General features: G+C 54.1%; 23 protein-coding genes, 1 tRNA gene and 2 rRNA genes. 16 read left to right on the top strand and 10 right to left on the bottom strand.

The features are described from left to right. Positions 1-137: 137 nt before the first annotated feature. The 4 genes from SADFL11_RS20300 (at position 138) to SADFL11_RS20315 (ending at position 3686) form a co-directional block, all read left to right on the top strand. Positions 138-383, top strand: a complete 246-nt coding sequence (locus SADFL11_RS20300; protein ID WP_134853068.1) for a hypothetical protein — start codon at positions 138-140, stop codon at positions 381-383. 97 nt (positions 384-480) lie between these two features. Next, a 23S ribosomal RNA gene (locus SADFL11_RS20305) occupies positions 481-3205 on the top strand. Positions 3206-3399: 194 nt separating this feature from the next. Then, a 5S ribosomal RNA gene (rrf, locus tag SADFL11_RS20310) occupies positions 3400-3514 on the top strand. A 95-nt stretch (positions 3515-3609) separates the two neighbouring features. After that, a tRNA-Met gene (locus SADFL11_RS20315) sits at positions 3610-3686 on the top strand. A gap of 325 nt (positions 3687-4011) precedes the next feature. Here the strand turns inward: SADFL11_RS20315 and SADFL11_RS20320 are convergent. Together SADFL11_RS20320 and SADFL11_RS20325 are read right to left on the bottom strand one after the other, a co-directional pair. Beyond that, positions 4012-4950, bottom strand: coding sequence for a LysR family transcriptional regulator (locus SADFL11_RS20320; protein ID WP_040451048.1), 939 nt, complete (start codon positions 4948-4950; stop codon positions 4012-4014). A gap of 171 nt (positions 4951-5121) precedes the next feature. Further along, positions 5122-5922, bottom strand: coding sequence for a creatininase family protein (locus SADFL11_RS20325; RefSeq protein ID WP_008191722.1), 801 nt, complete (start codon positions 5920-5922; stop codon positions 5122-5124). A 153-nt stretch (positions 5923-6075) separates the two neighbouring features. Here SADFL11_RS20325 and SADFL11_RS20330 point away from each other — a divergent pair, with 153 nt between their 5' ends. After that, positions 6076-7098, top strand: a complete 1023-nt coding sequence (locus SADFL11_RS20330) for a putative metalloprotease CJM1_0395 family protein (RefSeq protein WP_008192812.1) — start codon at positions 6076-6078, stop codon at positions 7096-7098. Between the two features lie 37 nt (positions 7099-7135). On the opposite strand, the gene SADFL11_RS20335 is transcribed toward SADFL11_RS20330, so the two are convergent. Then, the gene (locus tag SADFL11_RS20335; RefSeq protein ID WP_134853097.1) at positions 7136-7951 is read right to left on the bottom strand and encodes a YEATS-associated helix-containing protein; all 816 of its coding nucleotides are present in this window, start codon (positions 7949-7951) and stop codon (positions 7136-7138) included. A 152-nt stretch (positions 7952-8103) separates the two neighbouring features. Here SADFL11_RS20335 and SADFL11_RS20340 point away from each other — a divergent pair, with 152 nt between their 5' ends. Then, positions 8104-8622, top strand: coding sequence for a MarR family winged helix-turn-helix transcriptional regulator (locus SADFL11_RS20340; protein ID WP_040452572.1), 519 nt, complete (start codon positions 8104-8106; stop codon positions 8620-8622). A 40-nt stretch (positions 8623-8662) separates the two neighbouring features. Here SADFL11_RS20340 and chrA read toward each other — a convergent pair whose 3' ends face one another. Next, a complete protein-coding gene (gene chrA / locus SADFL11_RS20345; protein ID WP_008194598.1) occupies positions 8663-10021 on the bottom strand; it encodes a chromate efflux transporter in 1359 nt (452 codons plus the stop codon). A gap of 150 nt (positions 10022-10171) precedes the next feature. Here chrA and SADFL11_RS20350 point away from each other — a divergent pair, with 150 nt between their 5' ends. Continuing rightward, entirely contained in the window at positions 10172-10402 is a 231-nt protein-coding gene (locus SADFL11_RS20350; protein WP_008194245.1) for a hypothetical protein, read from the top strand. Positions 10403-10424: 22 nt separating this feature from the next. On the opposite strand, the gene SADFL11_RS20355 is transcribed toward SADFL11_RS20350, so the two are convergent. After that, the gene (locus SADFL11_RS20355; protein ID WP_008193336.1) at positions 10425-10880 is read right to left on the bottom strand and encodes a methylated-DNA--[protein]-cysteine S-methyltransferase; all 456 of its coding nucleotides are present in this window, start codon (positions 10878-10880) and stop codon (positions 10425-10427) included. Between the two features lie 111 nt (positions 10881-10991). On the opposite strand from SADFL11_RS20355, the gene SADFL11_RS20360 reads away from it, so the two are divergent. From SADFL11_RS20360 to SADFL11_RS20375, 4 genes are all read left to right on the top strand, one after another. Next, positions 10992-11903: a DMT family transporter gene (locus SADFL11_RS20360; RefSeq protein ID WP_008192096.1), complete on the top strand. Its 912-nt coding sequence runs from the start codon at positions 10992-10994 to the stop codon at positions 11901-11903. 137 nt (positions 11904-12040) lie between these two features. Then, on the top strand, positions 12041-12658 hold the full coding sequence (locus SADFL11_RS20365; RefSeq protein ID WP_407690695.1) for a L,D-transpeptidase: 618 nt from the start codon (positions 12041-12043) through the stop codon (positions 12656-12658). Between the two features lie 41 nt (positions 12659-12699). Further along, positions 12700-13227: an OmpA family protein gene (locus SADFL11_RS20370; protein ID WP_050776154.1), complete on the top strand. Its 528-nt coding sequence runs from the start codon at positions 12700-12702 to the stop codon at positions 13225-13227. 84 nt (positions 13228-13311) lie between these two features. After that, a complete protein-coding gene (locus SADFL11_RS20375; protein WP_008195402.1) occupies positions 13312-14403 on the top strand; it encodes a LacI family DNA-binding transcriptional regulator in 1092 nt (363 codons plus the stop codon). A 59-nt stretch (positions 14404-14462) separates the two neighbouring features. On the opposite strand, the gene SADFL11_RS20380 is transcribed toward SADFL11_RS20375, so the two are convergent. From SADFL11_RS20380 to SADFL11_RS20395, 4 genes are all read right to left on the bottom strand, one after another. Continuing rightward, on the bottom strand, positions 14463-16100 hold the full coding sequence (locus SADFL11_RS20380) for a BCCT family transporter (protein WP_008193376.1): 1638 nt from the start codon (positions 16098-16100) through the stop codon (positions 14463-14465). Positions 16101-16130: 30 nt separating this feature from the next. After that, on the bottom strand, positions 16131-16544 hold the full coding sequence (locus SADFL11_RS20385; RefSeq protein ID WP_008195424.1) for a universal stress protein: 414 nt from the start codon (positions 16542-16544) through the stop codon (positions 16131-16133). A gap of 216 nt (positions 16545-16760) precedes the next feature. Next, the gene (locus tag SADFL11_RS20390) at positions 16761-18929 is read right to left on the bottom strand and encodes a sensor domain-containing diguanylate cyclase (RefSeq protein WP_008194182.1); all 2169 of its coding nucleotides are present in this window, start codon (positions 18927-18929) and stop codon (positions 16761-16763) included. A gap of 149 nt (positions 18930-19078) precedes the next feature. Continuing rightward, complete coding sequence (locus tag SADFL11_RS20395; protein WP_008195571.1) at positions 19079-20254, bottom strand: pyridoxal phosphate-dependent aminotransferase; 1176 nt, start codon at positions 20252-20254, stop codon at positions 19079-19081. 233 nt (positions 20255-20487) lie between these two features. On the opposite strand from SADFL11_RS20395, the gene SADFL11_RS20400 reads away from it, so the two are divergent. The 5 genes from SADFL11_RS20400 (at position 20488) to SADFL11_RS20420 (ending at position 24703) form a co-directional block, all read left to right on the top strand. Next, a complete protein-coding gene (locus SADFL11_RS20400; RefSeq protein WP_008190468.1) occupies positions 20488-21555 on the top strand; it encodes a CobW family GTP-binding protein in 1068 nt (355 codons plus the stop codon). A 9-nt stretch (positions 21556-21564) separates the two neighbouring features. Next, positions 21565-22545, top strand: coding sequence for a WD40 repeat domain-containing protein (locus SADFL11_RS20405; RefSeq protein WP_040451046.1), 981 nt, complete (start codon positions 21565-21567; stop codon positions 22543-22545). Between the two features lie 63 nt (positions 22546-22608). Then, complete coding sequence (locus SADFL11_RS20410; RefSeq protein ID WP_040451045.1) at positions 22609-23103, top strand: DUF2937 family protein; 495 nt, start codon at positions 22609-22611, stop codon at positions 23101-23103. Between the two features lie 45 nt (positions 23104-23148). Continuing rightward, positions 23149-24081, top strand: a complete 933-nt coding sequence (locus SADFL11_RS20415; protein ID WP_040451044.1) for a LysR family transcriptional regulator — start codon at positions 23149-23151, stop codon at positions 24079-24081. Positions 24082-24163: 82 nt separating this feature from the next. Then, positions 24164-24703 (top strand): TetR/AcrR family transcriptional regulator, encoded by a 540-nt coding sequence (locus SADFL11_RS20420; protein ID WP_008191274.1) that lies wholly within the window; start codon positions 24164-24166, stop codon positions 24701-24703. Positions 24704-24770: 67 nt separating this feature from the next. Here the strand turns inward: SADFL11_RS20420 and SADFL11_RS20425 are convergent, their stop codons facing one another. Then, positions 24771-25844, bottom strand: coding sequence for a Glu/Leu/Phe/Val dehydrogenase dimerization domain-containing protein (locus SADFL11_RS20425; protein ID WP_008192115.1), 1074 nt, complete (start codon positions 25842-25844; stop codon positions 24771-24773). Positions 25845-26003 lie beyond the last annotated feature (159 nt).

Here is a 26003-nt window from a genome sequence, read left to right on the forward strand (position 1 = left end):
GCAGCTACTTGAGTGCTGGATTGCTGCTCTCCCTTCGGGTGAGCGCATGAGAAAAAACTCGTTTTGAAGAGAGTATCCGTTTTGCGGTGATCATCTGGATCGCCGCCTGTTCTTGACATCGTTGAAGAGAAGATTTTTTGGACTTCTTTGAAGTGCATTTGAGGCCTTATGGTTTTGGGTGTGTTTTGAAGGAACCCACATTTAAGTGGGTAGCCAGCTTGACCGCATGGTTGTCGAAAAGATCTCGTGAAACTGGTCTTAATTATCAAGATCTGTTTGTGTTTGAGCCTTTGATGGCTTGGGTTTTTACAAAGGGGCCCATGCTTGATTGGTTTGAAGCAAACTTTGTTGGTTTTTATTGCTCTGAAGGTGGTTGGGTGTAACGCACTCAAGTAGCCCGAAGGGCGGTAGTGCCAGCAAACATGATCTTTTTAAGGGTGCGCGAGCACCTTGAAAAAGATGAACATTGATAATGAGAGTGATCAAGTGTCTTAAGGGCGTTCGGTGGATGCCTTGGCGACAAGAGGCGATGAAAGACGTGATACGCTGCGATAAGCTATGGGGAGCTGCGAATAAGCTTTGATCCATGGATTTCTGAATGGGGCAACCCACTCCGTATGGAGTACCCGCAAGGGAGCAAACCCGGGGAACTGAAACATCTAAGTACCCGGAGGAAAGGACATCAACCGAGACTCCGCTAGTAGTGGCGAGCGAACGCGGACCAGGCCAGTGGCTATAGAGTAAGAACCGGAACCGTCTGGAAAGTCGGGCCTCAGCGGGTGATAGCCCCGTACGGGTAGAAATCTTTATAGTCCTCGAGTAGGGCGGAACACGTGAAATTCTGTCTGAACATGGGGGGACCACCCTCCAAGCCTAAGTACTCCTTGTCGACCGATAGCGAACAAGTACCGTGAGGGAAAGGTGAAAAGCACCCCGACGAGGGGAGTGAAACAGATCCTGAAACCGGACGCCTACAAACAGTTGGAGGGCTTCGTGCCTGACAGCGTACCTTTTGTATAATGGGTCAGCGACTTAATTTAACGAGCAAGCTTAAGCCGGTAGGTGTAGGCGTAGCGAAAGCGAGTCTGAATAGGGCGTTTTAGTTCGTTGGATTAGACCCGAAACCGAGTGATCTAGCCATGGCCAGGTTGAAGGTGCGGTAACACGCACTGGAGGACCGAACCCACGCCTGTTGAAAAAGTCGGGGATGAGCTGTGGCTAGGGGTGAAAGGCCAATCAAACTCGGAAATAGCTGGTTCTCCGCGAAATCTATTTAGGTAGAGCGTCGGATGAATACTCTCGGGGGTAGAGCACTGGATGGGCTATGGGGGCTTACCGCCTTACTGATCCTAACCAAACTCCGAATACCGAGAAGTACTATCCGGCAGACACACAGTGGGTGCTAACGTCCATTGTGGAGAGGGAAACAACCCTGACCGCCAGTTAAGGTCCCTAAGTTATGGCTAAGTGGGAAAGGATGTAGAACTCCCAAAACAACCAGGATGTTGGCTTAGAAGCAGCCATCATTTAAAGAAAGCGTAACAGCTCACTGGTCTAAATAAGGGGTTCCGCGCCGAAAATGTACCGGGGCTCAAGCCATACACCGAAACTGCGGGTGCACACTTTGTGTGCGCGGTAGCGGAGCGTTCTGTAAGTCTGCGAAGGGGGACCCGTGAGGGCTCCTGGAGATATCAGAAGTGCGAATGCTGACATGAGTAACGATAAAGGGAGTGAGAGACTCCCTCGCCGAAAGTCCAAGGGTTCCTGCTCAACGCTAATCGGAGCAGGGTTAGTCGGCCCCTAAGGCGAGGCCGAAAGGCGTAGTCGATGGGAAACAGGTTAATATTCCTGTACTTGGTGGTAGTGACGGATGCCGTGTGTTGTACTTGCTTATTGGATTGCAGGTGCAGCGAAGGTGTTCCAGGAAATAGCTCCACCGTATAAACCGTACCCGAAACCGACACAGGTGGACTGGTAGAGAATACCAAGGCGCTTGAGAGAACTATGCTGAAGGAACTCGGCAAAATGCTCCCGTAAGTTCGCGAGAAGGGAGACCTGTGCTTGGGCAACCAGGTATAGGTGGCACAGAAATGGGGGTGGCGACTGTTTATCAAAAACACAGGGCTCTGCGAAGTCGCAAGACGACGTATAGGGTCTGACGCCTGCCCGGTGCTGGAAGGTTAAGAGGAGGTGTGCAAGCACCGAATTGAAGCCCCAGTAAACGGCGGCCGTAACTATAACGGTCCTAAGGTAGCGAAATTCCTTGTCGGGTAAGTTCCGACCTGCACGAATGGCGTAACGACTTCCCCGCTGTCTCCAGCATAGACTCAGTGAAATTGAATTCCCCGTGAAGATGCGGGGTTCCTGCGGTCAGACGGAAAGACCCCGTGCACCTTTACTACAGCTTCACACTGGTATTCGTAATGACATGTGTAGGATAGGTGGTAGACGTTGAAGCATTTGCGCCAGCAGATGTGGAGTCACCCTTGAAATACCACCCTTGTCCTTATGGATATCTAACCGCGGCGCAACAACGTCCGGGACCGTGTGTGGCGGGTAGTTTGACTGGGGCGGTCGCCTCCCAAATGGTAACGGAGGCGCGCGAAGGTGGGCTCAGAGCGGTCGGAAATCGCTCGTTGAGTGCAATGGCATAAGCCTGCCTGACTGCGAGACTGACAAGTCGAGCAGAGACGAAAGTCGGCCATAGTGATCCGGTGGTCCCTCGTGGAAGGGCCATCGCTCAACGGATAAAAGGTACGCCGGGGATAACAGGCTGATGATGCCCAAGAGTCCATATCGACGGCATTGTTTGGCACCTCGATGTCGACTCATCACATCCTGGGGCTGGAGCAGGTCCCAAGGGTTTGGCTGTTCGCCAATTAAAGTGGTACGTGAGTTGGGTTCAGAACGTCGCGAGACAGTTCGGTCCCTATCTGCCGTGGGTGTAGGAGAATTGAGAGGATCTGTCCCTAGTACGAGAGGACCGGGATGGACGTACCTCTGGTGGACCTGTTGTGGCGCCAGCCGCATTGCAGGGTAGCTATGTACGGACGGGATAACCGCTGAAAGCATCTAAGCGGGAAACCCACCTCAAAACCAGTTCTCCCTGAAGAGCCGTGGAAGACCACCACGTCGATAGGAAGCGTGTGGAAGTGCAGCAATGCATGAAGCTTAGCTTTACTAATAGCTCGTTCGGCTTGATCCTCTCATTAGTCAATGTTCATCTTATCTTGCGCTACCGGCCTTCGGCCTACTTGAGCGCGAGTTTTAAAAGCGCCCTTGGCGCCTTGTAAAAGATCATTTTAGTGTGCTACCGGCCTTCGGCCTACTTGAGCACGTTTGAAATCATCTAAAAAAAACAAAACAGACCAGTTTTACATCCAAATTGCCCTTCGCCGGCCTGGTGGCTCTAGCGGGGAGCCCCCACCCGATCCCATCCCGAACTCGGCCGTGAAACTCCCCAGCGCTAATGGTACTGCATCTTAAGGTGTGGGAGAGTAGGTCGCTGCCAGGCCTGCAAAGCGCAATTTGGAAAGCTCTTCATTCAAAGTGTGCTACCGCCCTTCGGGCACCTTGAGCACATCTCTTCAACGATAGCCTCCACCTTAACGCGGGATGGAGCAGCCCGGTAGCTCGTCAGGCTCATAACCTGAAGGTCGCAGGTTCAAATCCTGCTCCCGCAACCAAATCTCAAAAAAATCAAAGCCTCGCACATGCGGGGCTATTTTTGTTTTCCTAATGCGCTCGGATCTCCTGGCAGAGGACACAGCTAGCGCTGCGGATCTCCCATTCCAAAACTAATACTAAAAAAACGTCCTAAAGGGCGCCTGTTTGCATATCCGAAGAGCGGATACATCAAAGGGGTCGGACATCAACTGAGTGAAAGCTGCTTTGGTCGCCGGATGACCGCAAAACGCCTTTGACTACAAAAAAATCTACAGCGGACATGGTCGAGACTGATACGTAATATTTTCAATATGACCCGCTCCGAACTAGAAATTCTTTTGTACTTCAAACAACCAACCTAATCATTGATGACCGGATTCCGGTAATGCGTTTCCCTAGCGTATCGGAAAACTCCTTTGCCACGATAGAAATCGGACGGTGGGTCGGAGTTAGTATGGACAGGTTGTTTTGGATACGGGGCCGAAAGGGTCTAAAGACTATCAGGGGTGGGCCAAATCCATGCTTGTATATCTCTTGAGTTTTGAAGGCTGTTACCATGTCGCAAATGAGTGCACAAAGCCCGGCTTCGACGAATTTCAAACCAGGTTTGGATGTCTGCAGTTCAAATCGTTGATTTATTTGGACACCTGTATCCCGAAACCGGTCCAAGGTTTGCTTGTGACTGCGGTGTTCCGGATGTAGCAAAGCAAGCGGATACCCATCGAGATCTGCCGGCGTGATCACTTCTTTAGATGCCAGTGGATCTGAAGCGGACAGCGCGCACATGCACTCCAACTCGAAATCAACTTGATCAAAAGAACTTCTAACCTTCGGAGTTTCAGCAATGCCGATATCAAAGTGCTGCGCTGCAATCAGGTCTTCAATTTCTGCGGACGACTTGCTGGCTAGTGCGATATTCACTTTCGTCTTATCGGACAAAAAACGCGATATCACATCAGGCAAGAAATCTTCCACGACTTCCGGGATGCAAGCGATACGAAGCTGACCTTGTTCTCGATTGGCAAGCCCGCGCAAGGTACGTTTGGAAATTTCGAGGCGTTTCAGAATGGCGTCCGCTTCCTCAAGGAAGAATTCAGCTTCGGGTGTGGGCACGAGCCGACCCTGTTCTCTAACAAAAAGTTTGAGTTCGAGTTCGGTTTCCAGGCCGGATATGGTTGAACTGATGGCCGGTTGCGTTCGCCCAAGCGTTCGTGCGGCTTCAGATATTGATCCGCACCGCATGACTTCCCGAAAGGTCGCAAGCTGCCTGATTGAAAGGTTCATAGAAGCTCTATGTTACAATCTGCAAATCCCCTCACACTGTGGAACTGATTTTAGCCATCGTCAACTGCTTGTCGTTGTTGGAAAAATTCAACTTGCAGCATTCACTTAGAGCTTTTCGAACATAACACAGTATACTTTCCGTTGTGAAATCTGCGTTGGGAAGCGGATGTTTCATGAACGGCGCATAAGCCGGTGAAGGTTATAGCTTTGCACATCTTCCAAGAGTTCGATAAAGGCTTGAGCCGCGTGGTTCAGTGATTGTCGCCCCTTTTCTACGGTCGCTGCTGAAGCGTTACCTTGAGTGCCGTGCGGGTTGAGATCTTGGGCTTTCCAGCCGAATTGTGCTTTCCCGTGCCCCCTTAAATATCTAAATTCTTTGAGAAAACTCTGTTGCTCGGATGAGAAGTCCTGTGATAGTTCGACCCGTACCAAATCCGGCCGCAGGGCAAGCATAAGCGATGTTTCAATGTCACCGCCGTGGATGCCGTAGGTAAATTCGTCGTCCGGAAAAAGTCCCTCTGGCTGTCCAAAACGGAGCCAGTTCGTTCCAAGCACAAACATATCGTGCTTAATGCGCAATTCCCGGCTTACGATATCAATCACGGGAACATTACCGCCATGGGAATTGATGATAACCAGTTTCCGTATTCCGGCACGGGCGACGGACTCACCAATCTCGATCCAGCATTTGGTGATGGTGTCCCAGCTAAGCGTTAGTGTCCCCGGATAATCGATATGTTCGTCTGATTTGCCAATAGTCTGTACTGGAAGGAACGTCACGGGAAGGTGCTTAGGGATAAGCTCGATTACCCGTTGGATCTGACCTTCGGCAAGCGTGGTATCTGTCGACAGTGGCAAATGTGGACCGTGCTGCTCAACGGCCGCCACAGGCAGAACTGCGATCCAGTCTTCGCGGCCCGCACTTTTAAAATCCTCTGTTGTCATGTCTTGCCAGAAAGGTTTGGGCAGCATTCTTGGTATCCTGATTCTAAGTCTGGCCTTCTTGATACCCGAATTTCGCTTGTCTGACGAAAATGGGGGCCGAACCATCCTCTCAAAGTTTTGATGTCGAATTCTTAATGCAAATTAATAATTTGGCGATGTTTTTCGGCGATACATAACCTGATGATCGGCGCACTTTTATCCAATACGCCGGCGAACCTATTGAGAAGCAGCGGTGTCGCTGGCGATGCGGCTCCCGGCTCTGAGGAGATAACCCAGAACCGGGATGGCTCTGCTGTGCGCGACAGTCAGGCGAGCCCAAGGGCTGTTGCTGTGCGTGCGGGGGCGGCGCCCATTCTAACGCCCCAAGCGATCCTTGCCTTGCAAGAAACCGATGAATCGGACGCCCCAGCGCGCCGAAAATCCCAGGCGGAACCGTCAAGTGATGGGCGCCAATCATCTGCAGAAAGTGACCAGGACCAAGCTCAGTCGTCCGGCTCCGCAGCACTAAAATCTGCCAACACGCAATTGCCTGCCAACCCAGCGTCTTCGGCTCAAGAAGCGACACAGCAGACAGAGACGGACGACGATGCAAATGGAGATGGCCTGACGGAGGCTGAGGAAAAACAGGTCCAGGAACTGAAACAAAGAGACCGTGAAGTCCGGGCACATGAGCAGGCTCATGCCCGGGTGGGCGGTGCTTACGCAAGTGCGCCGACCTACACGTTCCAGCAAGGTCCTGACGGCAAGCGTTATGCCGTTGGCGGTGAGGTTCAGATCGATACGTCAACAGAACGCACTCCTGAGGCAACGATCCGGAAAATGCGCGTGGTGATCAGCGCTGCTCTGGCCCCGGCCGAACCGTCTGGGCAAGACCTGAAAGTTGCGCAACAGGCACGTTCACAATTGTCTGAGGCCCAGGCTGAGCTGCGCCAGCAAAAGCTGGAAGAGTTGCGCGGCGATGGCACTGATGAAACGTCAGAAGTCTCGGGTGCCGAGAACAGCTCGGCGAGCAGGAAGAACTCATCTGAAAATGTGGCCGGTGCCAATGAGGCAAAGTCATTAAGCACTGCCAATTCGGGTAATGAAGATGACAGTGGCAGCTCCACGCGTAACAGACCTGACACCAGCGCCATAGAAGCATACCAAGCAGCCTTGGAGCGGGCGAATGATTTGCAACAAACTGCAGGATCGTTTTTTGCCTGAAGACGCTTTCGGAGCCATTCGTGATGACAGCGTGATGCTAGAGTATCCCACCGGTTGCAAGACGGGCCGCCAATTCGAGACCGTCTTCCGTTAGTGAAACAAGTCTCCGGCCGGTGCCGAAAGGTGACCGGTGGGTAGCAAGCTTGCGGTCGATCAGTTTCACGACGGCGTCTTCTGTCTGGTTGTTTGTGATCGCAGAATCCTGGGAAATGCCGTCTATCGTCCGGACAGCCAAATCGCCCAATGCGCTCAAGACCGTTTTCTCAAGATCGCTCAGCGACCTGCCTGTTTGGCTAAGTTTGGGCGACAAAGGACTGTTTTGGTCAGCAGTAGCGGTTTCTTTCATTTGAAGTTGGTAAGCGAGATTGTCCTTAAGCTCCTGAATTTGAACTTCAGCGCGCTCTTGGCCGTCGGCCATCTTGTTTGTCAACTCATTGATGACACGATCCGACAATGTCGACAGAAAAGCCTTTGCCGAGAAACCGGCCAGAATGCAGAAGCCTCCAAAAATGAGATAGGCCTCACTGTTTTCGCCGCTCTTTACTTCGCTCAGGATGTTCGATTGCAGAAGTGACAGGAAAAGGGGAACAGTGAAAGCGGCGGTGATACCAACCATCGCAAAACCGGTTATACCGAACCGGACCTGCGTAGAAGCGGTCTTTGATGTGGTTAGAAATGCAGCGATGCCACCTAATCCCCCAGCGATCAAGATCGTCAGGCTCAATGGTAAAAGCGCTTCCAGGAATGATATGACATCCGCCATAGGTTTCAACGACAGCTCATGCTGCCAGTGGCTTGAGATTACACGTTCACTTGGAGAGACGTTTGAGGCAGTTTGTTGTGAAATTGCCAATCTGAAGCTTCTTAGCTGCGGCAAGTTTTTAGCGCGGATCACGCTTGCCGGATGCACGGATTCAGACTGTCATTTGACGGTTAAATAACTTGGTTAGGTTGCCCCCGTTCAAGATGAACGATTTGAATGAATCTGCGTTCGGGGATCCCTTAATGCCTTTCAACTACAAAAAGAGCATTACATTCCGTCTGCTTCAGGCCGCCAAAGCACAGCGTGCCCGGTCCGGTGCGCATCTGATGCGGATTGGCTTGCATCCAGGGCAAGAGCTTGTTTTGAAGGTTCTGGCGGATGCCGACGGCCGGACCATGAGCCAGCTTGCTTTGGCCCTTGGGGTCCAGCCGCCGACGGTCACAAAAATGGTTACCCGGCTCTCCAGCCAGGGATATGTCCGCCGTCAGGTGTCAGATTCAGATGGCCGCCTTGCACGTGTCTATCTGACAGAAACCGGCCGGGACCTTGTCGTCTCTGTCGACAAAGCCTGGAAGCGTTTGGAACGTGAGGCGATGGCGGGCATCGAAGATAAGGACCGCAAGAGACTGCGCAAGCTCTTGCGGCAGGTTGAGAAAAATCTGTCTGTCTCGGTTGATGATGACCCGGATCACGAAGAGGATCTGGAACCCGATGAAGCGGACACAGCGAGCAAGACCAGCAAGGAATTGAATGCCGCTTGATAGGGGGCGATCAACGGCACAATCGAAAGCTAAGTGTGCTTTAGCTGGTTAGCATTTTTGCGGCCAGACCGAGGGCAGCCGTTGTTCCGATAACCGTGAACATCCCACGCTTTGCCCAAAAAACAAGGATGGCGGCGGTAACTGCGATCGCAAAAAGGATCGTGTCTAAGCTGCCGGGGGCCGGCGCTATAACTGCCACGGGACCGATCGACGCGGTCTTTGTTTCAGTAAACAAGACATTGATTGCGAACCACACAGCAAGGTTCAAGATTGTGCCCGCAACGGCAGCAGTGATCGCTGACAGAGCGCTTGCCAAATACGCATTCCCATACAGCCGTTCCATCCAGGGCGCGCCGGCCAAAACGAACAAGAAACTTGGTACAAACGTTACCCAGGTGGTCATTGCTGCTGCGAGCAACGCCATGGTTGCTGGTGTGAGCGGTCCTGGGTTTTGCCAGCCTCCCAGGAACCCGACGAACTGCGTCACCAGAATTAGTGGGCCCGGAGTTGTTTCGGCAAGGCCGAGGCCATCCAGCATTTGACCCGCAGTCAACCAGCCTTTTGTGTCAACAGCGACCTGGGCCATATAGCTGAGGAGTGCATAGGCTCCGCCAAAACTGACCACCGCAAGAGTTGCAAAGAAACCTGCAACATCAACGATGACGGACTGCGGTGTCAGCAATAGAGCAGCCAGGAACGGCGGCGTCAGCCAGACAATCCCACCGATTGCGAGCGTCTTGAGCGTGTTGATGGCAGATGGATGAGATTGCGATGTGTCTGCCGGTCGCTCGCTTTCTTCATCACGCTTGTCAAAGACAAGCCCGATAGCTCCGGCCGCGACGATGACAAACGGAAAGGGAACTGCGAAAAAAAACAGTGCGCAAAACGAAAGACCGCATAGCATCCAGTTCAATCGGGTCTTTAATGCCTTTGCGCCAATCCGGAACAACGCTTGCAGTACGATTGCCAGCACTCCGGCCTTGATGCCGTAAAACAGCGCGTTGATAATCTGGGTTTCGCCATATGCCGCATAGATGTAGCTCACGACAGCCATTGTGAGAGCGCCGGGCAGGATAAAAAGTAAACCGGCGATCAGCCCGCCCAAAGTCTTGCCAGTCAACCAGCCACAATAGGTTGCCAATTGCTGGGCTTCCGGACCGGGCAGCAGCATGCAGTAATTCAAGGCATGAAGAAAACGCTCTTCGGACAGCCATTTACGTGTTTCGACAAACTCGTGGTGCATCACCGAGATTTGCGCCGCAGGTCCACCAAAAGACAGAAGCCCGACTTTCGACGCGACTTTCGTCACCTCCACAAGAGACGGCAAGTTGTCATTGAGGTTTTCGTTATTTTTATTGGTGTCGGGACTGACTGACATGTGGGTTCCGGTCACGCGCATTGGTGTTTCGGTTTCCTAGTGCGCCTGTATGACCCCAGCAAGACAGAATTCATCGTGCCAAAGATTACAAAACGCTCATTTGAATTTTCTTGTAGCCGACCCACCTCAAAATCGAACGATCTGAATTCCAAGGAGAAAGAGAGGGCGGTTATGTCCGGCCATACAATCGACAATGAGCGGGGCGCTAAACGGGCTGAGGAATTGCGCAAACGGTTCAAGAAGGTCTCGACTGCTTCTTTGGGGGGCAGTGGATCGCGAAATCCGTTCAACATGGATATTGGGCGGCGCTCAGATACTTCCCGGTACAATTCTCAGAGCAAAGCCTTGGCGTTTTGGCTTGTCGCTGCACTTCTGGTCATGTCCGCGACGCTCTTCCTCTAACGTGTAAGCCCTAGAATGCGGGCTAAATCAAAAACGGAAAGCCGCCCTCAAGTTTAAGGAGCGCGATTTTTGTCTCCGCGCCGCCAGAACCGGAATAACCGCCAAGCCCGTTGGCCGATAAAATCCTGTGACATGGGATGATGACCGGGATCGGATTGGCTCCGCAGGCTTGGCCGATAGGTTGTCCATAGGTAGCCAAGTCCCGTGCCAGGTCCCCATAGGTTCGTGTCTCGCCATATGGGATCTCCAGCATGGCTTTGAATACGGCCTGGTGCAGATCACCGCCTTTCGGGCTCAGAGGCAAATCGAAGTTTTTCAAGTCACCGTCTAAATAGGCTGACAACTGCCGGATTGTTTCTCGCAGAAGAGGCGTTTCCGCTTGGCTTGGTTCACCATTCCATTGTAGGTCGGTGATGGCGCCATCGGTTTCTGTCACGGTCAGGCAGCCCAGCCATGTTTCAACTCCTGCAACTGGCATCTTGTATCCTTGTGGCCCTGCACCTGCGTCTCTAAGCCGAGGCAGGGTCGTTCTCTGCGTTTTTGGTTCTCTTCAACACCAACTGCAGTATTCTAAAAAGGTCAACCGGCGATGTCTGCAGGCTCGGGTCAAGGACAAAAACATGGTAGCGGTGCTGCCAATACCACGGCTCCAATTGCCGGGATCGGGCTGATCATTCTTGCTTGCCTGTGTTTCTCCGTTCTGGATGCGACCGCAAAGTACCTGTCCGCAAGCCTGCCAACGCTTCAAATTGTTTGGGTCCGGTTTGTCAGCCACGTGGTTCTCGCCCTTGTCTTGTTCCAGGTCTGGAGATCACCGCAGTACTTGCGCACTGACCGATGGGGACTCCAGATCGTGCGTGCCTTCTGCCTGTTAGGGACGACGATCTTCAATTTTTTGGCGGTTCGCTATCTGCAGCTTGCAGAAACGATGTCGATCATGTTCGCAGCGCCGTTTGTTATTACCGCTCTTGCCGGGCCATTTCTTGGGGAGTGGGCCGGAATTCGCAGGTGGGCTGCCATTGTTGTCGGGTTCATTGGCGTACTTGTGGTGACACGGCCGGGGCTCGGAGGGCTCCATTGGGCCGTCGTCTATTCGCTGGCCGCGATGACGTTCTATGCCGTTTATGCGCTCCTTACCCGGAAACTGGCTGCGACCGAAAGCTCCGCCGGAATGCTGATCATTTCAGGTGTCGTTGCCGCGGTTGCCATGGCGCCTGTGGGCATTTCTGTGTGGCAAGAGCCCAATGGGCTTTGGGAGTGGACCTTGCTGATTGCGACCGGGGCACTCGGCGGTGGAGGCCACTTTCTCTTCATTCTGGCACACCGTATGGCCCCAGCGCCGGTCCTTGCGCCTCTGATTTATGTTCAGATCGTTTGGATGATTGTTCTTGGCTATCTGATTTTTGACGATGTTCCGATCGTGACGACGATCCTGGGAGCGTCGATTGTTGTCGCCTCCGGCCTCTACATCCTCTACCGGGAGCAAGTGAAGGCAGCGTAAGCCGCAATTCCGGTGCCTGCCCTGTTGACCCTGCGCTGGAGTTGACGGCTTAATAATCCCAGATTTGAAACGTCAGGTCTCAATCGGCTGGATTGCCTGGGAGGATCGGGATGGAATTTGACCGCCGAACGCTGCTCATGGGTGCAACTGTTGTTGCTGGAACCATGGCATTGCCCGCAGCTGCGCGCGCAAGTGCGGCAGCTAATGCCTATTTTACCGGATACCAGGATGACAACGGGTATCGGTATCGCCGGACCAACTTCAAAAAGATTGATCCGGTCTGGCACCGTCAGATGGTCAAGTACTTCAGTCTGGAGCCTCCAGGCACTGTGGTGATCGATACCAACAACCATTTTCTTTATTGGGTCTGGGAAAACAACACTGCGCTCCGCTACGGGGTCGGAGTCGGCCGGGAAGGCTTTAAATGGTACGGGCGTGCCCGCATTGATCGGAAGGCCTTATGGCCGCGCTGGGTTCCGCCCCCCGAAATGCTGAAACGCCAGCCTGAATTGCCGCGCAAAGTGGACGGCGGGGCGGCGAACAACCCGCTTGGGCCGCGGGCACTTTATCTTTACCGTGATGGCGTCGATCTTGGATACCGTTTGCACAGCACCTTGGAGCCCTGGAGCATTGGTCATGATGTGTCGAGTGGCTGTATCCGGATGTTCCCGGAGGACGTGATCGATCTCTACCAGCGCTGTCCGAAGGGCACAGGTGTGCTGGTGCTGGAACACCTTGGGGCAAATGCCGGTTGAACCCGGTCATAAATGAAAAACAATTGGGGGCGTTTTTGACTATTCGATTTGGCCGTACGACAGGCGGCATCTGTTTGGCTGTCGTCTTTGGCCTGGGGCTTGCCAGCTGCAATACGGCGTCAAACCTTGCTTCTCCGAACGTGACGAATGCTCCGGCGGCCGGTTTTGCCGAAATCCGTCCGGGATCTGAAGAAGAGTTCATCATCAATGTGGGCAGAAGGATCTATTTCGACAGAGGATCGGCCACGGTTTCTGACGAAGCGAAAATGACCCTTGATAACCAGGCAAAATGGTTGAAGCAGAACAAGTCCTGGTTGGTGAAAGTACAGGGCCATGCCGATGATCCGGGCAGCGAAGCGGCCCAAAAAACACTGTCGACACAAAGGGCAACAGCGGTTTACAACGCGCTGATAGAACGGGGTGTCAATGCCAAACGCATGTGGGTCAAGGGCTATGGCGTGGAGCGTCCTGTAACCGATTGCGATGCAGTAACTTGTCAGTCGCAAAACCGCCGCGTTGTCGTGAATCTGCGAGAAGAATTCGACGCTTCCGCTCCCCAAAGCAACTGATCAGAGTATTGTTACGCGGTATTGTTCCGGCTGGCGCAGCGTTCCAAACTGCCGCCCGCTGCAACCGAACTTTGAGTATACGGCATGCCCGACAGTGAAAATAACAAGTCCCGCACACCGGAAGGGCCCCAACAACCCGGAAAACGCCTGACTTTAGGCCATATTGCCGACCAGCTTGGGATATCGACAGCTACGGTCTCTTTGGCCTTGCGGGACAGTCCGCTGGTCGCTGAAGAAACCCGGGCAAAGGTCAAGCAGACAGCCGAAGAGATCGGGTATATTTACAATAGGTCTGCGGCTTCGCTTCGGACTTCGAGAAGCCAGATTGTCGGGGTGGCGGTCCATGACATCTTGAACCCGTTCTTCGCCGAAGTGTTTTCAGCTCTTGAGGATGTTCTGGAAGAGCAGGGGCAGATGATTTTCATCTGTAATCACAGGGATGACGTGAAGCGGCAAAAGGCGTTCGTGAATACCTTGCTCCAGCACCGTGCCGACGGTCTGATCCTCTGTCCCTCGGTCGGAACCTCCGCTGAAGAGATAAACCGTCTGGTTGATCAGGGCATCCCTGTCACTTTGGTTGCGCGTGAGGTGCCGGGTGTCTGGGCGCCCTGTGTGCGTGGCGACGATGAAGCCGGCATGTACCAGATCACAAAACACCTCATTGATCAGGGGCACAGTCAGATCGCCATGCTGGGCGGCCGCCGTGACAGCTCCACCGGCAGATACCGGCATACGGGGTGGTGGCAGGCCATGCTGGATGCTGGATTAGACCCGGATGCGCAAGTTGATATGCCGGAGCTGATGACCCAAGCCGATGGGCGCTCGGCTGTACCGGCGATCTTGGGAGCCGCTGAAAGGCCGACAGCGGCTGTCTGTTTCAATGATTTGGTGGCCTTTGGCATGATGACCACCTTGCGGCGGGCGGGTGTCGAACCTGGGCCGGAAATGGCAATCACCGGTTATGACGACATTGATGGTGCCGATGCCCGAACACCGGCTCTGACAACGGTCGGCGCGCAACCAGACAAGATTGGCCGATTGGCAGCACTGACTCTGCTTCGGCAAATCGCGGGTGACCGTGTTCCGAACACCCCAATTGTTATCGAGCCGCAGCTCCGCGTCCGGGAGAGTTCGCCGCCGCCGGGAGTGCGGTTGGCGCCGCAGTTACCTGACTAAACACTTCGACAAAAATGGGCGGCATGGCCGCCCATCCCTTTGTCCAGATGACGTTTCACCTAACGCGGTTCGTCTTTCAATCCCTTGAAGATCGTATAACACGCGAGCAACAAGACGATTGTGAAGGGAAAGCCCGTAGAGACTGCCATGGCCTGCAAGGCCCCGAGGCCGCCGCCCAGTAAGAGCGCAATCGCGACCAAGCCCTCGAACGTGCACCAGAAGACCCGTTGAGAAACAGGCGCATCCACCTTGCCACCGGCGGTGATCGTATCAATGACCAGGGATCCGGAGTCCGATGAGGTCACGAAGAAGACGATTACCAGGATGATGGCAATGAACGACGTGATGGATGCAAACGGCAGGTCCGCAAGCATTCCGAACAAGGATAGCTCGGGGCTGTAGGATGCGATCACGTATTCACGAACCTGACTTCCCGAATCCGTCAGCACTTGGTGGATCGCAGTGCCGCCAAACGCGGTCATCCAGAGCACCGAGACGATAGATGGAATGATCAGAACGCAGATTACGAACTCGCGCACCGTGCGGCCGCGGCTGACCCGGGCGATAAACATGCCGACAAACGGCGACCAGGAAATCCACCACGCCCAATAAAACGCAGTCCAGCCCTGCCGGAAACCGTCATCTTCCCGCCCGAAGGGCATGGAAAGCGGCACGACTTCTCGCGCATAGGCGCCCAGGTTGGCAAAGAAATCGCTGACGATCGTCATGGTTGGACCGGCAATGATTACGAACAGCAGCAGCAAAGCCGCAATCATCATATTGATCTCTGACAGCACCTTCACGCCGCCGTCGAGACCCCGCATGACCGAAACAAGCGCGACAAGTGTGATCCCAATGATCAGGAACACCTGTGCTGTGCTGCTGACCGGAATGCCGAAGACAAACTCCAGCCCGGCATTGGCTTGCTGAGCACCAAATCCGAGGGATGTGGCAAGGCCAAAGAGGGTCGCGAAAACGGCAAGAATGTCGATCACATGCCCCGGCCATCCCCAAGTCCGTTCCCCGAAGATTGGGTAGAAGACCGAACGCATGGTCAATGGCAGGCCTTTGTTAAAGGAGAACAAGGCCAGCGAAAGCGCAACAACGGCATAGATCGCCCAGGGGTGCAGCCCCCAGTGATAGATCGTTGCAGCCATACCCATGGCTTTGGCTGCGGCGACATTCTCTTCAATGAGATTGCCATCGGCATCAAAGGGTGACGGCACGCCAAGCGGCGATGAAAACGCCATATGATAAACAGGTTCGAGCACGCCGAAGAACATCAGACCGATGCCCATGCCAGCGGCGAACAGCATCGCGAACCAGCCGAAATACGTATAGTCGGGATCCGCGTCTTTGCCTCCAATACGCACACTGCCGAGCGGCGTGACGATTAGGGTGAGGCACACCAAAACGAAGACATTGCCAGATAGAATAAAGAACCAATCGAGATTGGACGTTAGCCACTTGCGCATGGCGTCGAAAATTGGCCCAACTTCCGTCTGAAAGGCGAGTGTAAGAAAGACAAACGCTACGATTGTCAGGCCGGAAACCAGGAAGACAGGATTGTGGATGTCCAGGTTAAATGGTCCAACCTGTGTTTCGATATTGTCTTGGCCGATCTCGTAGTCGGTATCGATCATGTTGGCAGCGCCGTCGGGGTCCGGGATGCCCTGATTGCTTGTATCGTCGCTCATGGAGCGTTCCTTTTAAGGTGAGAGGCGGGTCTAGCGGACAAGGAAGACCGAAACGCCCGCGTGGGACGCAATTCGGCCGCCGTTGGACGGCCATAACCGATCTGACAGGTGGGGCACGTGCGTTGCCATAACCACCAGATCCGCGCCGGTTTCGTCGATCGCCTTTAAGAGAGCGTTTTCCAGATCAATCGACGGGTCATGCGAAAAAAACGCCTGTCCCGTCGCATTAATCCCATGCTGCCTGCCTTGTGCTTCGGCAAACTCCGCCATCTTGGATTTGAGTTCATCCGGATTGTGGGCGAGCGCAGAAGGGGCTGCCGTTGATACCGCGGCAAAGACAACCGGAATGTTTTCAGACTTGGCGATTGCTGCCGTGGCCGAGATCGCCTTCTCAAGCGCATCAGGGTGTCTAAGGTCAATTGGAACAAGTATTTTTTTAAACAAGCGAACCTCCCATGGTTGTGCTCACCAAGATGTTGTCATCGAGGTAAACCGTAATGGCGCGGTCGCGTTCCAAATTTTTCTGTGATGGACTTGGTTTATGCTCACGTACTCATGCGCCAAACACCACGGTAGGGTCTCACCGTGATGTTCGACTGTCAAATGTACGGCATGCTCCGGCTGACCTGCGACATCCTGTCGCAAAGTCGGGTGTTGTGCCTATACCGCAGCGTCTGGCTCTAGTGCAGGCGTGAATTCGACACAGCGATTCCTGCCGGTTTCTTTCGCGGTGTAAAGGGCCGTGTCGGCGCGCTGCATGAGCGTGGAAAACTCGACGTCTTCACGTGCGATGGATGCAAGCCCCATGCTGCAGGTAATCGCTTGGTCGACATTGTCGAACTGGCACTCTTCTACGATTTTTTCGCGAAGCCTCTGTGACACCAGCATGGCATCTTCCATGGTGGTGTTGTGCAGGATCATGCAGAACTCTTCGCCGCCGACGCGTCCAAATACGTCAACCGCGCGTAGGGCACCGCCGATAATACCGGTAAACTTCTTCAGCACTTCATCGCCGACAGCGTGGCCGCACCGGTCGTTGATACGCTTGAAGTTATCGATGTCGATCATGACAGCCGTGAAGAGGCGTTGTGTCCGGCGGTAGCGGGCGACTTCCGTGTTGGCGGCTTCGAGGAAAGCCCGGCGGTTCATGATGCCTGTCAGGTCGTCGATACTCGCGATCCGCTCCAGGTTAATCTTGGCTTGCATCAGAGCCTTGTGGGCACGGTCGCGGGCGATCTCATGACCGACCCAATCCGCAAACTGCCGGACGATTTGAACATCGGCTTCCGTAAACGGACGTTTTCTCACCTCTTCGGACGTGAAGTTGATTGTCCCATGGATTTCCCCGTCCACCAGGAGAGGAGCACCGATGTAGGTTTCCAGGCCGAAAACCCTGTAGCAAGGATGTTTTGCGAACTCAGACTTTGACGCCTCTGCCGTTGCGATCGGGCCATCGGCATCCAAAGTCAGTGTGCAATAGGTGTCTTCGAGCGGGAAGGATGTCCCCGGTTCGATGACACATCCCGGGCTGTGCGCATGGCTGATGGAATAGCGGTCATCAATGACGTGACTGATGATCCCGCACGGCACGTCGAGATGTTCACATCCGAGCCGAAGGATCTCTGCAATCTTGTCTTCGTATGTAAGTTCGTTGGTTGACGTGATCGCATAGAGTTCTGCAAGTGTGCGCTCTGTCTTTATCTTGTCCGTGATGTCGACAATCATGACCACGAGGCCTGAGACGTCACCCGCCTCGTCAAACCGAGGTGTTGCCTCAAACTGGCATTCGCGGGAAATGCCGTCCGGAAAGTGGAAAGCAATGTCTGCGGTAGACTTCTCGCCAGCATAGGCTTTTTGAAATGCCTGGCGAACCTGCTCGCGCTCTTTCCACGGAAGGCGTTCGCGAAGACGGGTGCCAATAAGCTCTTCCTGGGTTCCGTTGAACCATTCGCAGCCGATTTTGTTGATGAAGACGCACCGGCCTTCAAGATCAACCTCAGTGATGGAACAGGAAACGTTATCGGCAATCAGCGAGAGGTTCCGGTAAGCGGATTCGGCCTCAGCTTTGGCCGTTTTCATCTCCGTGATGTCTGCCCGAATACCTGCCCTCCGGCCACTCCGGGTTTTGGTCTCTGAAATACGAAGCCACCGGCCATCTGCCAGGGATTGTTCAATCACCTTGCCGTCGGCAGCTTTGTGATGGCTCAGGCGTTCCTGGAGCCATTCCTCTTTCGTCAGGCCTTTGGTGTCGTACTGATCTCTATCGAGACCATATTTCAGGATGGCCTTAAAGGACTTGCCCGGCTGCATGGCGGGCGCTGAAGGCGCGTAGATTTCGCGGTAGGTGTTGTTGCAGACAACCAGCTTGTCATCCGTGTCGTAGATTGCAAAGCCTTCCGAAATTGCATCCAACGCGTCGTCCAGCGTTTCCGCGATGTTTTTGACCCGGTTTTCCAGCGCGATCCGCTCAGATTGGTCGCGTGAGATGAACAATATGCCGGTCAGTTCGTGATCAGCGTCAAAGAGTGGTGCGCTCACGACCTCCAGTGGGACAATACTTCCGTCCCCTGTTTTGATGTCGAAGGCATAGGACTTGCGATGCCGCTGATCGGCCGGCGTGTCGTAGATCTCGCTAAGATTTTCGAAATGCTTTTTGTCTGCGAAAAAGCGCTCTGTCGTCGTGCCGATCAGGTCTTGACGATCCACCTTGAGCAAGTTTTCCATCGCCTTGTTGACGAAGATGATCGTACGGTCGGGTTGCGTGACCAAAACACACTCATTGAGCTCTCCAAAGGATTGCTCCAGATCCAAGGCAATATTTGTCGCCATCTCTCGTTTCCCACCATCGCGCTTTTTTCAGCTTGAGCGGCATTGAACGGCCTAAAGGTTTAATAAAACAATACGTAGCGTAATTCGAATTTTCTTAAGGTAAATTATGTCTTATTCAGAAGTATCTTAAGATGGGTGTGGATAAAGACTTATGATTTTTGACCGGATAGGAAAATTTCTATCCTCTTAAGCGCTCTCTGGATGTTTTCGGATGAGTTTGCATAGCTAAGGCGGATGTAACCTTCTCCGAGTACACCGAAGTCCGGGCCTCCGATCACGGCAACGCCGGCGTCTTCCAAGAGTGCAGACGCCAATTTCTTAGCCTGCCATCCGGTCTGTTTGATGTTTGGATAGGCATAGAATGCGCCGAGTGGTGTTTTACAGGTAATCCCGTCGATAGCGTTCAGCCCCTCGACGACGATCTTCCGCCGCTGATCAAACTCCCGAACCATCGCATGAACGGCGTCTTGCGGACCAGTCAGGGCGGCAAGTGCAGCATATTGGGCAGGGGCGTTGACGCAGGACCAGGCATTGACCGCAAGCTTGCGTGCCTTGTCGATCAGTTGATCCGGCCACAAGGAAAACCCAAGCCGCCATCCAGTCATGGCATAGGTTTTGGACCAGCCGTCCAGCAAAATCAGGCGGTCGCGTATTTCCGGAAACGACAGCAACGACACGTGCTCCATGCCGTCATAGGTCATCTGAGAGTAGATCTCGTCAGATAGAACAGCCGCATCGGGAAAGGCAGCCAGACCTTTGACAAGTCTTTCGATTTCCGATCTCGGCGTGACACCACCCGTTGGATTTGCTGGTGAATTGAGGATGAGGAGACGGGTCTTGTCGGTCATTAGCGACAGGGTTTCTTCTGCGGAAAACGCAAAGTTGTTTTCTTCGCGAATTGGCACTGGAACCGGGCGTGCGCCCGTGAACTCAATCATTGACCGATAAATTGGAAAGCCGGGGTCCGGGTAAAGAATATCCACTCCGGGTTCGCCAAACATCAAGATCGCCATGAACATGGTGACCTTGCCACCTGGCAGAATGACGACATTGTCCGGATTGCTGTCGACGTTGTGACGCTTATGAAGATCGGCTGATACCGCTTCGCGCAACGGCGCAATGCCGGTTGCCGGTGTGTATCCATGGTGGCCATCCCGGAGGGCCTTGATAGCCGCTTCAACGATGTGGTCCGGCGTTTGAAAATCAGGCTGGCCAATACCAAGATTTATGATGTCATGCCCTTCGGACGCCAGCTGTGTTGCCCGCGCTAGAACGGCAAATGCATTTTCTTCACCGATCCGATCAAACCCAGAAATCGTTTTCATGACGCCTTCGTTCCACGTTGCAAAGCTGACTTACTTCCAGTGATAGCACGCTGCGTGATGCCTTAAAGGCCGCTTGTGCCGAAAGCGGTTCGGGGGTTGGCACTTTGCCGCCTGGCTTTCAACAGCTGCAAAAATCGCGATCTGCTCTCCCAATTCGGCAAGGATATGATTATATGGCGGCTAACCGGGGCTCTGATGAGCCCGCCTTTTTCAATTTTCCAGGAAGATACGCAATGTCTGCGACCCAGGAGACACCGGCTCAGATTCCGGTCACCGTTTTGACAGGATATCTGGGGGCCGGAAAAACCACCTTGCTCAATCGGATCCTTACCGAAAACCACGGTCAGCGGTACGCCGTTATCGTCAATGAGTTCGGAGAAGTCGGTATCGACAACGACTTGTTGGTCGAGTCGGATGAAGAAATCTTCGAAATGAACAACGGCTGTATTTGCTGCACAGTTCGTGGCGATTTGATCCGAACCGTTCAAAACCTGATGAAGCGCAAGGGCGCCTTCGATGCCATTATCGTGGAGACCACGGGCGTCGCCGATCCTGCGCCCGTTGCACAGACGTTTTTTATGGATGACGACGTGCGAGCCGCGGCGAAATTGGATGCTGTCGTCGCGGTCGTGGATGCGCGCCACGTATTGCAACGTTTGGAAGACACTCAGGAGGCTGAAGATCAGGTTGCCTTTGCGGACGTTATCCTGATCAACAAGACCGACTTGGTATCCGCTGATGAATTGAGTGCGGTTGAAGCGCGCATCCGGTCGATCAACCCGTATGCGGTTCTCCATCATAGCGAACGATGCGGTGTCGATATTGCGAAGGTGCTTGATCGTGGCGCTTTTGATCTGGATCGGATCTTGTCGCTCGACCCGCATTTCCTGGAACACGGTCATCACGCCCACGAATGCAGCCCAGACTGTGATCATGACCACGACCATCATCATCATGACCACAGCCATGATCATGGTCACCACCATCATGGCCACGAAGAGACACATTCCGTCAAAAGCATTTCACTGACGGCGGGTGACCTTGACCCCGAAATGTTTTTCCCTTGGATCAATCAGGTGACCCAGATCCAAGGACCGAATATTCTTCGAATGAAGGGGATCCTCGCGTTCAAGGGTGACCCACAGCGTTACGTCATCCAGGGCGTTCATATGATCGTCGAGGGAGATCATCAGCGGGACTGGAAGAGCGACGAACCGCGTGAAAGCCGGCTTGTCTTTATCGGCCGGGATCTGAACTGGGATGTCCTGAAAGCAAACTTCAAGGCTTGTGCCGCGGAATAGGAGCGCAGGGTGCCAATTGTTGCTCCTATGGACGTGGACGGCTTCGTCGTCCGAGCCGGTTTTTTGGGTGATGCTGCGTATGTCGCGACCGGTGAGGGCGCCATACACTTCGTTGAAGTAGGCGAAACTCATCTGGCGCCGCATAAGAATGGTCTCTTGGCGGCGGAGCCATCGTTTGATGGCAAGTCCCTGATCACTTCGGGCGATGATGGTGCGATTTATGCCTCGTCGCCGGATGGATCGAGCGAGCTTCTGGCAGAACGTCCTCGCAAGTGGATTGATCTGATTGCCTGTGGGCCCAACGGCGCTGTTGCCTTTGCGAGCGGCCGGACAGCGTGGGTTCGCTTGTCGGATGGCCGGGAAAAAGAGTTTGCCCACGATCGGGCCGTAGGAGGCATTGCGTTTGCGCCCAAGGGGCTGCGGTTAGCTGTTTCCCGGTACGACGGCGCCACATTGTGGTGGGCCGGCACCGAAGGCAAGCCGGTCAACCTGACCTGGAAAGGTGCCCATCTTGGAACAAGTTTTTCACCCGACGGCAAATACCTTGTGACGGCTATGCAGGAAAACGCGCTGCATGGCTGGCGTCTGTCTGACAATCAAGACATGCGCATGACGGGATATCCTGCGAAAGTGAAGTCTTTCAGCTGGTCGGCCAAAGGCAAGTATCTTGCAACCTCCGGAGCCAATGCCGCGATCGTTTGGCCGTTTTTTGGAAAAACCGGTCCCATGGGCCAATCCCCATTGCAGCTTGGGACACGGAGCGACGTCTTGGTTACGGCGGTTGCCTGCCATCCAAAGGAAGAGGCCGTCGCGCTGGGCTATCAGGACGGCATGGTCATGATGAGCCGGTTTGAAGATAACGCGGAAGTCCTGCTGCGGCGTCCTGGAGGCCATCCAATCACCAGCCTTGACTGGGATAACGCAGGCCTTCGGCTCGCTTTTGGCAGCGAAAAGAACGAAGCAGGCATTATCTCTCTTCAGGACGGGTAGGTCTTTGTGATCTGATTGTCTTGGCTGTGAAGTAGGCTTGCATCATTTCATGGAGTGGCTGGGATGCTGCGGATCTTCACGGTTTTGACGATGCTCGCCAGCGGTACGCTGACATCACAGCTTCCGGAGTTCGCGCAACAATACCGGCAGCGCCTCGGTGGTGCTATCGATGCGTTGGAGCAGGTGATGGCGGACTTCCAGCGAGATGCAGCGGATTATGGTCTCACAGTTCCAGAGGCGATTGACCGGCAGAAGGCGTCAACAGATCCGTTCATTCAGGCGCGGGGCGCCAGCATCGAGCGGACGAGCCAGCGTCTTGTTCATCTCAAAGATCAAAGATCCGGTTTTGAAACAGCCAGTCCGTTTGAGCGGATCTTGATCCTCGTCCAGAGCCCGGACCGCGAACTGGCGCAAGCGACCGCAGAGGATTATGCTCCAGCTATTCCGGTCACCCCGGTCGGTCTGGTGAGCGCGGGGGCTGGCGCTGCGGGTGGTTTCATTCTCGTTTGGTTCTTGTCGGGACTTGTCCGCTTGACGCGCCGTCGCGCCCCCGCTTGAACTGTGGTGATGTGAACACCTCAGATTCGGTGGAGGCTTTGCCCTATGGACGCGCTAACGCGTATGCGTTGTTTTATTCAGGTCGTGGATTCCAAGGGGTTTTCCGCCGCTGCCAGAGACATGGGGCGGTCCAAGGCGCTCGTCTCCAAATACGTCAGCGAGTTGGAAGACGAGTTGGGAGTCCGGTTGCTGAACCGGACAACCCGGCAGGTCTCCATGACCGAAGTTGGAGAGTCTTACTACAAGGAAGCCTCTGAAATCCTCCAGCGCATTGACGATCTTCAGGCATCTGTTCAGTCATCCCAACAGGAGATTCGCGGACGTCTGCGCGTGTCGGCGCCACGGTCCATGGGCGACAAGCTTTTGAACGCAGCCATGATGGAGTTTCTTGCACAACATCCTGACGTCGTTCTTGATCTCAGGCTTGAAGACCGATTCGTGGACTTGGTGGAGGAGGGGTTCGACATCGCGGTGCGGGTGACCCAGCTCGAAGACTCAAGCCTGATTGCGAGAAAAATAGCGCCCTTTCGGACAGTGATTTGTGCCAGTCCGGAGCTGCTGGCTAAAGTTGGCGTTCCAAACATACCGGCCGACCTTGCGGATCGCCCCTGCATCATCGATACAAATTACCGGTACAAGCAAAACTGGGCGTTTGGCAGCCAAGGCGAACGCCAAATGGTCACTGTAAAAGGGCCGGTTGAGGTCAACAGTGCCGAGGCGGTCTGTGAGGCCGCGCTTCAGGGGCTTGGCTTCATCCGGATGCCACTGTTTTTTGTCTCAGAATACATCAACGAAGGCCGACTCAAGATTGTGCTGGCGGAACATGAAGAGCCAATGCGCGGGATATATGCCGTTTACCCGCATCGGCGCCATCTGACTGTGAAGGTCCGGGCGTTGGTCGATTTCCTTGTGAGCTGGTACGCGGCTCGATCAAGAGCGGAAGTGCGAACGGAGGCTTTGCGCGAGGAACTTGAGTGACTTAGGGTAAATAAGATCCTGCAAGGCGAAAATAAGCGCAATTTTTTCTTGATTAAAAAAAATACAGGCTCACAATCTCAGCATGAGTGACTCCAAAGACGATATTGCTGCAGGCTTGGAACAGGTTTTCTGGAGCCGGGGTTTTGCGGAACCAAGCGTTCCCGTCTTGCGTGCCGGCGTCGGTGTCAGCATGCGGACCCTCTACCGGTATTTTCCCTCCCGTGAGGCGATGATCTTGGGCGCTCTGGAGTTCCGGCATCAACGGTACATGCGGTACGTCACGGATGGTGTCGAAGAACCTGGTCTGAGTGCTGCCGAGCAGTTGTTTGATAAACTGGGTGGCTGGATGCGGATGACGGAGGGAAAAGAGTGTTTCTTCCGGCAAGCTCTCGCGGCAAACCCTGACAGCACAGACATCGCTGAGACAGTAAACCGGCACAAATCGGAGCTGCTGACGTTTTTTGGAAATCTCAGCGGTAAGATGCAGTTTGCTTCAACGCTCTATCTTCTCCACGAAGGTGTGACCGCTTCTTACGCGGAACTGGGCGAACAAGCTGTAGAAGATGCCAAACGCCTGGTGCGCCAAATGTTCAAGAGCGCGAACGAGAGCAAATACTCTTGAAGACGGCACTCTCACTATGAAACGGCGGGACCATGCCCGCCATTCCTAAGACTTTTTTCTACAAGGCTCAGTTCGAACGTGCGGCTGAGAGGCGTTCTTCGGCCATTCTGTCGGCAATCTGTTCCGGTGCAGCATTCTCGCGGACAGCCCGGTCGTAGATCCGGGTCAGCGTATCGCCGATTGCAATTGTTTTTTTCCGGACTTCCTGGTCATTGCCGCCTGGCTTTGCCAAGGCGATCGAAATAACTCCACCAGCGTTGATCGCATAGTCCGGTGCATAAAGAATGCCGCGGTTTTTGAGAGCCACGCCATCAGCCGGTGTCTGCAGTTGGTTGTTCGCGGCGCCCGCCACGATCCGCGCCTTGATTTCCGGAATAGTGCGGGCGTTGAGACCTGCGCCTAAAGCACACGGTGCAAACACATCGGCCTCCACTTTGTGCGCATCAGCTGGTTCAACCGTTTTTGCGCCAAAGGCTTCAACAGCCTTCTCAACGGCCGGCTTATGGATATCGGAAACTACCAGGTTTGCGCCAGCTTCATGAAGTTGGCGGGCGACATCGAACCCGACATGGCCAAGACCTTGAACCGATACTGTACGGCCGGACAAGGACGGATCACCGAACGCATGCACAACAGATGCTTTGATGCCCTCAAAGACACCGAGGGCGGTGTAAGGAGATGGGTCTCCCAGTCCGGTTGCCTGCGTACCGCGAACATGGTCTGTGTGGCGCGCAACCGCCTCCATATCTTCTGGTGAGACGCCGACGTCTTCAGCTGTGATGTAAGTGCCGGACAACCGCTCCACGTGCCGTCCAAAGGCTTCCATCAAAGCTTCTGACTTATCCTTGCGCGGATCAGCGATGATGACGGCCTTACCGCCACCAAGCTCAAGGCCTGCGAGGGAGTTCTTGTAGGTCATGCCACGGGACAGCCGGAGCGCATCATTCAAAGCTTCGGACGGCGTGGGGTAAGGCCAGATGCGGCAGCCACCGAGGGCGGGGCCAAGCCGGGTGTCGTGGACCGCGATGATGGCTTTCAGCCCGGTATTTGCATCTTGAACTATCACGATGTTTTCGTGATCTTCCATCTCCGGATGGTCAAAGACGGCCGTATGATGGACAGCTTTATGGATGGCGTTCATGGTTGGCTCAATTCGAAATGATTATTGTTCGGTAGATTTTATTCGGGTTGTTTGAAATTTGCTGCTTTTCTTGCTCATCTTCGCGCTTTTGATCGAGCGTTCCTTCCTACTTTCCGGATTAAATGCGAAAAATATTTCATTTCGTTTTTGCGCCTGCGA

This window comes from Roseibium alexandrii DFL-11 (genome assembly GCF_000158095.2).
GTDB lineage: Bacteria > Pseudomonadota > Alphaproteobacteria > Rhizobiales > Stappiaceae > Roseibium > Roseibium alexandrii.